This window comes from Thermodesulfobacteriota bacterium (assembly GCA_040757775.1).
Lineage (GTDB): Bacteria > Desulfobacterota > UBA8473 > UBA8473 > UBA8473 > UBA8473.
This window is the reverse complement of record JBFLWQ010000001.1, coordinates 76,398-88,573: the sequence shown is the minus strand read 5'-3', so window position 1 is coordinate 88,573 and position 12,176 is coordinate 76,398. Positions and strand designations below refer to the sequence as shown.

The following is a 12,176-nucleotide window of genomic DNA, read 5'->3' as shown; positions in this document are numbered from 1 at the left end:
CGAACGGCTCCTGTACCTCGTCATAGAAGACTTGAGGTACAGGAGTCCAATTCCACATCAGCATTTTATGACCCGGTCAGCGTTACCGTTGCGAAGAAGTCGCCACTAACTACCTTCTTGGCAAACCGACTCATCATCCCTCGTCTTGGTATGAAATCATTAGGGTCGATTATCAAAGGCGTCACGTACAACGGAATGTACGGCGCATAGACGTACCCTGTCTCCAACCACGTAGGCCCCTTGTAACCTAACAGTATCTTGTCGGCAGCGAACCACGGATCTTTATAGACTCGATACTTGTTAGCAAGGGTACCGAATCTGATCACTCCCATATTCATTGTGGCGTCATCAGCCCCTTCGAACAACTTGAATTTCTCGAGCTTCTCAAATCTGGTACAGGTATCGGGGTCGGCCACAATCCAGGAAGCATTCCTATACCTCTTCTTGAAAATCATGTTGTTCGCATCGATGATCGCATCGTACAAGGTTTCCTTGTAGACCTTTGGATCCAATACGTTCCATGGCGCAGTTGTCGGAATCGTCTTTGACCAGTTGACGTTACCAGCAGAAGCCTGAGCAACAACATCGTCTATGATGTCTCTGTCAATCTCTCTTGTAATTTCATCTCCACAGACGCCCATTAACTCAGTTTCAGCATCAAGGCCATGGTACGCCATCAAGTCTTGCTGAGCCTCGATAGTCCATTTTGCCTTGAGCTTCTTTTCTCCTGCCTCAACAGTCACAGAGGTGATATCAAAGTTAATCTCCTTTACTGCACCGCCCTCGGTTGCATTGGCATAGGTCTTATCTGGATTCGTGTCGATTCTCTGACCTCCGGTATTGTACTTGAAATCCAGGTAGAAGATTTTGCCTGTAGGCTGGGTCATGGGTTGAACCGAAACCAGCTCTGTTGCGATCAGCTTTGGATAAATCCTTCTGACGAGCGGGAACGCAAACGTAGTAAACGTACCTACGTTAGAGGTCTGCGATGTCTCTTCAAGATAATCCATGTACCATGCTTCGTTATCCAACATCGTCTCGACCTGTCGTCTTAGCAGATCATCCTTTATATCTTCTGTCAGATACGCCCATCTTTCCCTTCTTTCCTCATCCTCATTCAACCACGCAGGTGCAACACCTGGCAGTGATAATCGTTTCCTCTCTTTCATGATTTGAACCTCCTTATTTATATTCTTCTCGTTCAAACGTTACTACTTGTCGGACTTCTCCTTGATACCGGCAGCCCTACGTTGCCTTTTCTGGTTTTCCGTAAGCCCTTTCTCTTCCTTATCTTCATCCAGCACTTTACCATGTCCTGGGGGACGCTTGGACTCATCGATTACCTTCTTGATAGCTTCCTTTTCCTTGGGCAACCGCTCATCAACCTCTTCCTTTGTCTTGCAGTCACCAAGTCGCTCCATCAGGCTATTTCGTAAAACCTCGCCCTTGGTCTTCTCCTCGATGTATGCCTTTACCTCAACCTTAGACTTTTCCTCAGAGAGCTGGCCAGTCAGCGACTTAACCTGGTTATCTAACTTCTCAATCTTCTTTTCCTGCTCCTCAATGGATGCCTTCAAGCCCTCGATAATCTTCTTATTCTCATCATCGGTATCATCTGCTTTGTTTTCTCCGAGTAGTGGTTTCACCGATTCGATTATCTTGCGAAGCACGTCATTACCAGCTTTGAACTCAGGCGACCCCTCTATTTCCACTCGTACCTGTTTCACAATCTCCTGTCTTTGCTGATCAATTGCCTCGGTGACTTTCTTATCAAAGTCATCGGACAGTCTTTTCGTGACTTCCTCGGTTACCTTCTTGGTGATTTCATCAGTCACTCTAGCAGTGACCTCCTCATCCAGTTGCTTCACCAGCTCTGGATACTTTTCCTTCAATTCTCCTAGTTTCATAACCTCCTCCTTTTCCCCTTTTTGCTCCTCTCCCAACTCACGCTGGCTATCAGAGAGAATGTTTATTACATCAAGCTGCTGTTCTGTGTATGAACCCACCTCAGCACCTTTGACGCTTGCGCCTATCACAAAATCAAACGTTTTCAGTCTAAAGTCTTCCCCCACCTCATCGGCCATTTCTCCATTCCATCTACCTCTCTTTGTTGTTCCACTGCCCCTGCTAGACACACCAACTCGACCACCGGCTCGAATTATCTCCTGAAGGTCTTTGCCCTTTGCGGTATTCAGGATTATAGCCTCTCCGAATACCTCATTGTCAGGCATGTCAATATCTGTCAGGATACTTACCGTTCCAGAAATCGTGGACCTCCCATCTTTTGGGTGGTCTCCTTCTCCAAACGCTCTCCGCTCAGCTACGTCCTGCTTCAACCTTTCCACTTCCCTTTTCAATATCTTTCGTGGATAAACCCTACCATTGCCATTTATCACGTCGGCTTCCTGGAACTTGCCACGAACCTTCATCCTTCCACCGTTTGCCTCAGTCGCCTCTTCAACGATCTCGAGGCGAGCGGGCAAAGTCTCAATTAGCCATTCCATAACATCACCTCATATTCTAAGTTCTTTGAGAACCTGTTGTTTAACAAGATCCCGCACCTGACCAAGCGATTCGACCTTAACGTACTGCGTCTTTTCAGTTACCTGAACGACATCTCCAAGAACGTACTGCCCATCAGTCAAAGTCCAGTCAACTCTATACGTCTTTTCAAACTCGTCATCCTTAATGATGAAATACTTCGGAAACGTTGCAACAATCCAAGGATACTTTCCGAACTTACCACTGTTCTTAGCAATAATGGTAAGATCATCCCGTAACTTTTCAAAGCTCCCTTCAATCCTTTGCTCTGATAACATATCATTTTTCATAATGCTTTCCTCCTCCTTAGCCGGTTCAAACATAATGTACTTAACCTTGTACTTCTTTAACCAGTCCTTTGCCTGTTTGACCGTAAACTTAGTCTTATCAAACCTGTAAGCCTGGGTAATCATCGATCCATTTTTATCTCCGGTGCGTTTCGCAATAATTATTGTTACCCCAGGGGCAATTTCCTTTGTTCTAAAACTATCTTTTTTAAAATTACTTGGATCCTCAATCCTCGCTGAATGTTCATTAGGGTAGGGCATACTATCCATCCAATAAAAAAGCCCGGTTAATTGCTATACACAGATAGCAAATCAACCGGGCTAGTCATTACTATTACCCGCCTGCAAACCGCTTGCAGTATTAATTTTAAGTGGAAGATATTACCAGACCAATATGCGCCTGTTAAAATTCATTGTAATTCCTTGTATCTTCCTTTTTTCCTTCCATAAGGAGACGTGTGCCAGTCCTTCCGTCATTTCTCCAGCCTTTATCGTGAGTCCCTCCATCCTTCAAATCAATGAACAATTCCAGTTTTATCTGTCCGACCTTTTTGCCTGACGTTGGAACACTTATGTTCCCCTTGCAGTCACTCCTTCGTAGTTGCCTGATAGCCAACCTCTTTATCTCCTCAACATCAACCAGAGATCGAACATTGCGAGCATCCCTATCATTCATTCGTAGTAGCTCCTTCCTTCCATTGACCTCTCACCCACACAATCTTCATCCTATCAAAGATCTGTTCAATTTCCTTCAACAGCCAACTAACTACCTTTTCTTCTCCTTCAATCCAGATACCGTGGTCAATCAGCATTTCGCTATCACCAGGGCCAAGCATTACATCCTTAACCTTCTTTTCACGGACAAACCTGGCGATTGCCTTGAAACCTCGGAACAGGCTCCTCATATCAAGCATCCTGTAATAGTATATTCGTAACACTTACTCCTCCGCGTACCCTTCCTCATCAATGCTCTCAAGGTATCTGTCAAACTCCTTTACAGTCATAGCAATTAAGGCAGCTCCAGTCAACGAACGTCTTACTATCCGTTTTCTTGTCTCCATATCCACAGCCACATCCGCAGACGTCACTCGTGGAGGAACAAACAGCATGTTATCCTGAACATAATCTGCGAGTTCATCAGTGACTTTCTTTCTCATAGCTACAATACTCACCCTCTCTGCCGCCGATACCTGTCTAACCATTTCTCGATAGAACCTAGCTGACATTATCATAGCGTCAATTTTGGCCAACTGGTCAACACTCGGCTTCTTATAGCCGGAAGGAATCTTTGCAGTCTTCACAGGCGATACAGCAGGTACAGAAGTGGGCCTTTTTACAACAGCAGGGGGCATCTTATCAATTGGAACGGTTCTTATAGTCAATGAGCAGTAACATCTTGACAGGCATCGTGTACTTCCATCCCGAGGAACAGACGGCAGTGTTTCCTTCGTATATGGGCTCCCACTAGCTCTTTCAATACAATCAGGACATGGGTTAAACGATTGCAGGTTCCATACTATCATCACATTGTCAGGCGAACTCTCGACTCGAGCATGGTCATATGTAAAATTGAGCGTATCAACGTACATTTGCATTCTATCTTCAAGGGGCATTTTCAGATTGCCTGACTTAACATCGTCAATAAACCTGTTCAGGTATCGAAACTCTTGCTGCCTGGCTCCTTTCAGCCAGGCAATATCCTCAGGATACAATCCTTGGAAATTACCTACGGCTTCCATCCCGGCTACGTATGCGTTCTCATAACCGATTCGTATAGCATCCTTTAATATCATCGAAGCCTGCGTGTGAGTTATCTTGTCAGCAGCAAAATCATTTATTCCGTTGAACATTTTAGAGCTAAATTCAGTCTTTATCCTTTCAAAATCCCTCTTTGCCTTTTTCTGGAACTTTCTTTGTGATGGAGAAATTTGTCTTCCTGTCGTAGCCAACGAAGCCTTTACCTGAGATACAGAACGTCTCGTGCCATATACCTTGCCTTCCTCAAGACCATATACCGCTCCAAGTGCAGTTCCCGTCATCTCTTTCAGTTTTCTTAGGTCCTCGATACCTAGTTGTGCTAATGCTCCCATCGTTCTTGTTCCTTCTTCTCCAGTTCAATTTCAACAAGGTCTCTCAGAGCTTCCAGTAGATTTCCAAGCTCTAGTAGCTCATGCGGTTCGATGTTGGAAGTCGTGATCGTTTCTACTACCTGCTGCTCCTTGCCCTGCCGTACCGGTTTCGTCTGTCCTGAAACATCCTTAATCTCATTGTCAGTCAGTCCAAGATAATAGGACAGAATAAATTCCTCAGACACGCAGTTAATATCAATCCCGTAAATCTTTGCTATCTCAGCCTTTACCTTTTCGGTTTGCCACCTAGCAAGCTCATCAACAGTATTTATAGGTGGAAAGAAAACATAATACGGAGACTTCGCAAGATCCAATGATTGCAAGATTAGCCCTAGATTGTATATCGATCTTATCTGATTCGTTAATATCTTCTGATACCTACGGACAGTCCTTGCGAATTGTACATCCTGTACGGTCAGGGTGCTATTATGAACAAAGATACCACACCCTATTGCAAACGTATGATAGTTATCTACAGTTAAGTCGTACGTTTCGGCATCCACGCCGTCGGGTTCAACGCTCACTACTTTATGGTTGGATGCCCGCAATTCCTGAACAGTCGTCCCTCTTCTTTTACATATCTGGTAAAGGTCAGGCCGGTTAACACCTAATTTTTCTGCTGCCTCTTTTACTGTTGCGAAGGAAGCGATGGCTTCACCTATTTTTTCAAGACTTAAGTCAGGGCGATGCCATCCAGTTTTTCTATACCCCGCTTCCAAAACTTTATCTGCAAACTCTTGATAACTTAGTCCCAACTTGTCAAGTCGTCTTCTTAACAACGAATAATTAATTCCAGTTTTTTCTTGTATCTCTTTTGCAGATGAACATTTTGCTTCTCGAGCTGCATTCGCTATACTTTCAACCGTGACATCCTTTCTGTATCTTGGATTTAGGACACCCTTTACATTCATAACGCCTTCAGCATACAATCGTCTCAATGTCTTGCTAGACTTCGCTCTCTTCCAAAGGCTGCTATTCATGCTCAACAGTCTTTTTTTGAATTTTGCAGATTTCAAAACGCCCTCTCTGCTACGCTTCTTAACTTCTTCGGTATGCAACAACGCTACAAAAGCCATGTGTAGCTTTACATGATCGTCCCACGTCATGAGAACAAGGTTGTCTGGCGAGTTATTTCTCTTATCAAAATCAACATGGTGCATGACCCAACGCTTTTCACCGATCGGCCTGGGAAGATGTCTTCCAACAAGCCTATGCGTATATCTCCATTGGCCCGTTCGTGGATTTCTATGTAACTCGTATCCGCTAATACTATTCTCAGGTTTCTCGGAGATCTTTCTATACAAAGGCATAATGCTTGTGCCATTCTTAATATCTTTCGCCTGACAAAAAGAACCTGAGCGCAACATTATCGGATGGTCAGGTGTACACCTGAAGCTCACCCCACTATCGAGCGTCACTTTTACCATTTCGGCATTTCTTCTTGTTATCCTTGGGGAATGTGCTTCTGCTATTACTATCTCACCATCTCTACGGCATGAATACACGTAAAACCTTTGCCCATTACTATAAAGCTTTACTAATTCACGAATCGGCATATCTTTCCCATTTGCAAGACATATCGGGGTATCGCCAGCCAAACATTTAGCATTCACATCTCTCTCCAATCCAAGATACGCCTTCGGTACCTTCAGCATCGAAAACAGCTTATTCTGAAAATACTCTACATCACCAATAGTACCAAGCGTTGCAGAACCTTGTATGGCATCAACGTCAGCCGGAGATCCATCCCTTACAGCCACAAAAAAATCTTCCTCATCTTTTAATGGATTATCGGTCAGTTTAAACTTGCCCGTAGCAGGGTCAATAACGCGCTTCTTTCTGAGCTCCATCTTGACATCTCTCAGGAATGTACGTGCCTCATTTGCAGACATATTGCCGACATCGATTTTCCACTTGTACCTCATGTTGCTCCTGGTCAGCCTCGCAATCACCATACCGTCTTCCATCATCTGTAACTGTTTGAATACCTTTCTTGCAGGATACAGTAAACTCCTCCCGTATTTCGTCCCTCTCTTCACCACATTTCTGAAATGGACGATCTGCCAGCTCTTAAACTCTGCAAGCTCCTTGTTTGTGCTTACGTCTCTCTGCGTGAACGCACCATCCTCTAGCAACCTGCCGTATTCATCCTCATTCCTGTACATCTGCTCACAGGGCAATCCTTTTATATCTACTACGAACATACTTGAGTTTAATACTATTTCCTCAAAATCATCTCCATACTTAACCAGATTTCGCCCAATAGACCAAATCGAATCTTGCAGTCCAGTCTCCTCGTTAATCCTGGTCAGAACATCCTTTACTTTCTGGTCTTCGGATTCTATCCAAAACGACTCATGCGTTCCATCAACCGACTGTGTCGCATTGTCTGAATATATATCGATACTCGAATTCGATATAATTAGGTGATTCGCAGCAAACTTATGAGTACGCCGTGTCGTCAAATCATAAACATCCTCAAACCCTCCATCTTCGATACCTACTACCACATGATTATAATCAACAGCTCCCCTTAAACCAAAATCCTTCACACGCCTGAAAAACACAGGAACTGAAATTCCTAACAGTTCGCTTGCTTCTCTATAATCATTCGTTCTTTCAACAGCATTTACCAAATCTTCCGGCGTAATTTGTATCTTGTTCCATGGCTTTCCATATTCTCTGTTTCGTTTTAGCCCTAGCAGTCGTCTTTCAGCATGAGCTTTCCTCATCTTCATTCGTGTTTCTATACTATTGGCCTTCCCCTTTTTATGCTTATTCCCAAGCATCCGCTTTCTATGCTTTTCCACTCGTTCAGTATCATCGTTCCATATCATTCCCAATGTATGCTGATTCCCCATGCTATGCTTACGGCAATGTTCTTCAAGCGATAATTCATGCAAATTTAGTGGATTGTCGTTTCTCCGGTTCCCATCAATGTGGTGAATCACTTTGCCAAGATCAACTGCTCTATTGGCGTATTGCTCAAATACCAGATGGGACGCATAGACCTTCCTACCATCCAAATCTTTAATGACCCGCCTATCATTTACATACTGAGCGTTGAACGGCATTAGGCTATCTCCTGACCTTAACTTTCCAGCCATTTTCATGCTACCGTCCCTCATCATAAATTTATGGTCGCCAGTAACTCGTAGTTCATGGGTCCATCGGTTGTTGCTTCTGTACCTTACGCGAATAACTTTTACTTTTCTACCTGAGAGTCGTGGAGCATACGCTTCATCAAAAACTATTCTATTCCCATCGCAACTGTAAACCAAGAACATTTCATCTTTCTTGTTCTCTGTCAATTCCTTAATCGTAAAATCTCCATCTAAACAGTGAACTATTGTGTCTCCTGTAACACAGGATATTTCCGGGAACTCATCATCCATCGTGTCATAATCTTTGTATCGTGCCTTTCGTGTCTCCTCGAGCTTTATCAGATTATAATACCATCCGTTCTGCTCATTACCAGTTCTCGTAGTTCCAGGACCATCAACTCCGGACGGATCGTACTTGGCCTTCGTCAGAAGATCAGTAATTCTATCTATCAACCACATGCCTGAGTACCTTTCAAACAGAAAAGCCAAAGGACAACAAGTCCTTTGGCTTCAAGCAGACCATAACAGATATGTGACAAAGGACTCCCAAGTCCTTACGTATACCTCAACACAAGCATACCAGCACAACAACATAATTTCAACTTCCTCCACGACACTCCATGCGCTCTGTGCGCTCTGTGCGTAATAAATTTCGTTCGATGTACAGTTCAAGACTATTCCTACTAATTCGTATCCCTCTTTTCCCTACCTTTATAGCATCCAATTCACCACGTTTGACAAGCTGATAGACCAATCCAGGACTGCACGCAAGCGTTTTAGCCACTGTATAAACATATAGAAACCTGTTGCTCTCAATCATATTCAGCTCACATATCAGCAATACGCCCGAACCTTGACGGTACGGCGACAAGCGGTTGCTTCCTTTCTGACCTCATAAGCATATTTGCTACCTCACCAGCAACAATCTTAGTCGTTATCATTCTAGCTGCCTGATCGAGATACATTTGACATACATTCAAAGGCAACGCCGACGACACCGCCATGCCTCCATCCTTCCTCCGTATCCCGATCTGTATTACTATACTTATCTCTTCCTCATCCTTCTCAGCAGCTTCGACACTCTTATCAGTATCGTCAGTTTTCCCTCCCATTTCATTCCTCCTCTTCTATTCTTTTTACTCCATTAACCAGTCATACTCTCTCCGTTTTATAAACTTCCCCGGCTCGTACTCAACAAGCTCATCATCAAGTTCGTTGTTTTCCAACTCTCGTTTTGCATTCTTCTCTTCATCCATCTTCTTTTGCTTGAGCCTGTCTATTTTTCGGTCAATTCTATCAATTTCCCTCTGAATCTCCCGCTTACGCTCAACAACTGCTGTTTCTTTCCATTGCCTTTCCAGATCATTGGATTGGTTTATCAGTTTCTTAATCTCAGTATCAATACTTTTTCTATCTATGCTTTCTTTCAAGGAACTCTACTCCTCTCTCATCATCGGTGTACCCCTTACTTGGCCCAACTGGTTCATCGTGACGTTTCGTTTCGCAATGATACACCACACCAGCAAGCGAATCTCCGAGATCCTTCCAATACTGGGCAGGGTGATCTACCTTCCTTTTCTTCTTATTATGTTCTAGCCTCTTCAACTCCTCAACAATACCATACGTTCTTCCATATCTCACCCACTCATAGTTGTAGAGCATCAACCGATCCTCATACAATGCCATTTTCGTCATTGAGTATGGGGTAATATCAGTATCAACACTTAGCAATTCGGTATTATAACCTTTTTGTCCAAGCTGCTGAAGGCTGTCCGCTGACTGAAAGGAATCAAGGCTTACCGTATGTATCTTGAACCCAAGAACGCTCAGTTCATATACGAGAGTCCTTACATCACCAAGTATAATTTCCCCACCAGGCGGTGGGATGATCCGCAGCATAAAATCAATATAGATGACAGGGGCAAACTCAACGTGAATCTCAGACCTACTAGATTCCTGCTCATCCTCATTAGGTTGTCTGACCCTTCCAGTTCTAACCACATTCACATACTTATAAACATGGCCCATTGCGAAACCGGTCGCATCTCCAGACAAAGACGGATCAATATGAATAAACCGTCGTGCTTCAGGATTCATCCTTGGCGTCCACCTTCCCAGTTCCTCATCATGCTCACACAATATTTCACGCCTTATACTTCCACCGTCCTGTAGCGTGCTTTCTACCATGGTGAAGGGGTGCTCTCTCTCATTCTGAATGCAGTCATATATCTTATTTCGTTGCATAATAAACGGCTCCACCGAAAGGACAGAAATTCCTGCAATATCCCTGATCGATCCTTCAAGATCAGTTTCAAAGTCGTGCCTATATTCAATCGGAACATCTATTACCTTACCTTCAATGTTCTCTTCATTTCCAACAAGGACCCTCGACATACCATGCCTGCCAGATACCTCCACCTTAAACGTTTTACCTAAATACCTCGAAGCAGGTTTGGTCTCCCATTCTGCATATTCTCTAACAAACACCTTTGGGTCGTCTCTTAACTCATCTTTTTTACGTTCGATAAAATCATCCGGGTACTGCTTAGACGAGAGAGCAATCAACATGCCTGGTGGGTCCCCAAGTGGCAGTCTGGATTTCATTCTCCTCTGTGCAGCACTAAACAACAGTTCAGCCTGGTCATAAACCTTCCTGCCTCTGGCCATTTTGCTACCTTCTACATAAGCCATGAAGTTGACCTCATCGATTGCCGTCCCGAATACGTTCTCTCCTATAATCGACGTCTCAAGAGAGTTACCGGGCTCAACTCTAACATCCTTCGGGAAGCGCAGTTCAGACATGATGTGCGATTCATACGGAAACTTTTCCTTAAAGTATTGGGATGCTTTTATCTTCGTAGCAATTTCCTTAAACAGTACCTTTCTAGCCTTTGTAGCATTGATGGAGAGATTCAAAAAGACAAGGGACGAATCCTGTGCCAAGCCATACGTTCTCTGCGGGTTTCTTAGACAACTTACCTCATACAGAAGCCTCGAAATTACAAATGACGTAAAGAAGTCCTTTCCCCAGCCAATAGAACCACTTAAAATAACTATATTATACTTTCCTTCAAACAACTCAATAAGATCATCCTTCAGCTTTGGATAGAGGTCAACGCCATGGGTACCGAGATAATACGGTTCTGTTACGAATGTCTCAATGTCAACCGGTCGCTCAATGTACTTTATTTCCTCCAGCTCATGAAGTGTTTGCGACTCACCCCTCGTCGATACCTCTTCAAGAATTTTGATGAGGTATTCCTTCTCTTGTTCTGACCTCAGATTCGCCAGTGTCTCAGTTACAGCGTATTCATAACTAGGCGGTATTTCTCTCACGTTCATCCTTACCACCCTTTAATAACTTCAGAAGTTTTCGTGCCTCTGATGTCACTCTTTGAGTCTCTTGGGGCGATAGCTTATGCTTGTGCTCAAGTTCAAGCCTTCCAGCAACCCTCTCTTCGATTTCAATTGGCTGTCTCTTGACGATTCCTAGCTCGATTAGCGTATCCCGATGCTGTTTCAACAGATTCGCAAGCAATTCGATATTCCGACTTTGTTCGTGAATGGGTACGTTCATGACTTCTTCTCTTTGTCCGTAGTACGCTAATCTTATTTTCTGGTACTGAATCAACTTTGCTTCATCATTGGCAATATCTATGTACATCTCTATCTGTTTTACCGCTCTATCAATATACGTTGGGCTAAGAACCTGGGTTACAGGTATCGATTTCTTGTACTTGTACAGTTGCCTGACAAGCGACACCCATTTAACGTCTTCGTATTCATTCATTTCCTGCTGGATAAAACTGGCTACCTTTTCTGGCGATGCTCCACAACGCAAACGAACGTCAACCTCAGAAAAACACTTCAACTTTTTCAGCCTTACAAAACTTTTGTACTTCTTCCTTTTTTTACGTTTTCTTGCCATTTTACTGTCTTATAGAAACCTATCATAGAGTCGTTCAAGTGCACCCATCTGTGCATCGGTAGGCTCCTGATTCAGTTCCTCTACTCTTCTGCACATGTTTGCATAAAACTTCTGTTCCCACTTGCTCATCTGTTCGGTGAAGTCCTCAAGGTAGTGGATTATCCTTTCCGCTCTGTCGATGTCCATG

At 43.8% G+C, this 12,176-nt stretch carries 13 protein-coding genes; all 13 read right to left on the bottom strand.

The genetic code is table 11. The features are described from left to right. Nucleotides 1-65: 65 nt before the first annotated feature. A complete protein-coding gene (locus tag AB1401_00460) occupies nucleotides 66-1,169 on the bottom strand; it encodes a phage major capsid protein (protein MEW6613934.1) in 1,104 nt (367 codons plus the stop codon). 42 nt (nucleotides 1,170-1,211) lie between these two features. After that, nucleotides 1,212-2,504 (bottom strand): hypothetical protein, encoded by a 1,293-nt coding sequence (locus AB1401_00455; protein MEW6613933.1) that lies wholly within the window; start codon nucleotides 2,502-2,504, stop codon nucleotides 1,212-1,214. Nucleotides 2,505-2,513: 9 nt separating this feature from the next. Continuing rightward, nucleotides 2,514-3,089 carry a hypothetical protein gene (locus tag AB1401_00450; GenBank protein MEW6613932.1) on the bottom strand — a complete coding sequence of 192 codons (576 nt, stop codon included), beginning with the start codon at nucleotides 3,087-3,089 and terminating at the stop codon, nucleotides 2,514-2,516. A gap of 142 nt (nucleotides 3,090-3,231) precedes the next feature. Then, nucleotides 3,232-3,504, bottom strand: a complete 273-nt coding sequence (locus AB1401_00445) for a hypothetical protein (GenBank protein ID MEW6613931.1) — start codon at nucleotides 3,502-3,504, stop codon at nucleotides 3,232-3,234. Further along, nucleotides 3,497-3,766 carry a hypothetical protein gene (locus AB1401_00440; protein MEW6613930.1) on the bottom strand — a complete coding sequence of 90 codons (270 nt, stop codon included), beginning with the start codon at nucleotides 3,764-3,766 and terminating at the stop codon, nucleotides 3,497-3,499. Before AB1401_00440 ends, AB1401_00445 begins: the two co-directional genes overlap by 8 nt. Further along, nucleotides 3,767-4,918, bottom strand: a complete 1,152-nt coding sequence (locus AB1401_00435; protein MEW6613929.1) for a hypothetical protein — start codon at nucleotides 4,916-4,918, stop codon at nucleotides 3,767-3,769. Next, a complete protein-coding gene (locus AB1401_00430) occupies nucleotides 4,906-8,550 on the bottom strand; it encodes a portal protein (protein MEW6613928.1) in 3,645 nt (1,214 codons plus the stop codon). The genes AB1401_00435 and AB1401_00430 overlap by 13 nt, the downstream gene beginning before the upstream one ends. Before the next feature lie 109 nt (nucleotides 8,551-8,659). Next, nucleotides 8,660-8,881 carry a helix-turn-helix domain-containing protein gene (locus tag AB1401_00425; protein ID MEW6613927.1) on the bottom strand — a complete coding sequence of 74 codons (222 nt, stop codon included), beginning with the start codon at nucleotides 8,879-8,881 and terminating at the stop codon, nucleotides 8,660-8,662. Nucleotides 8,882-8,888: 7 nt separating this feature from the next. Beyond that, nucleotides 8,889-9,173 carry a hypothetical protein gene (locus AB1401_00420; GenBank protein MEW6613926.1) on the bottom strand — a complete coding sequence of 95 codons (285 nt, stop codon included), beginning with the start codon at nucleotides 9,171-9,173 and terminating at the stop codon, nucleotides 8,889-8,891. Between the two features lie 24 nt (nucleotides 9,174-9,197). Next, nucleotides 9,198-9,491, bottom strand: a complete 294-nt coding sequence (locus AB1401_00415; protein ID MEW6613925.1) for a hypothetical protein — start codon at nucleotides 9,489-9,491, stop codon at nucleotides 9,198-9,200. Continuing rightward, nucleotides 9,472-11,403 carry a hypothetical protein gene (locus AB1401_00410; protein ID MEW6613924.1) on the bottom strand — a complete coding sequence of 644 codons (1,932 nt, stop codon included), beginning with the start codon at nucleotides 11,401-11,403 and terminating at the stop codon, nucleotides 9,472-9,474. The genes AB1401_00415 and AB1401_00410 overlap by 20 nt, the downstream gene beginning before the upstream one ends. After that, nucleotides 11,378-11,989 carry a hypothetical protein gene (locus AB1401_00405; protein MEW6613923.1) on the bottom strand — a complete coding sequence of 204 codons (612 nt, stop codon included), beginning with the start codon at nucleotides 11,987-11,989 and terminating at the stop codon, nucleotides 11,378-11,380. The genes AB1401_00410 and AB1401_00405 overlap by 26 nt, the downstream gene beginning before the upstream one ends. A gap of 9 nt (nucleotides 11,990-11,998) precedes the next feature. Next, nucleotides 11,999-12,175, bottom strand: coding sequence for a hypothetical protein (locus tag AB1401_00400; protein MEW6613922.1), 177 nt, complete (start codon nucleotides 12,173-12,175; stop codon nucleotides 11,999-12,001). Nucleotide 12,176 lies beyond the last annotated feature (1 nt).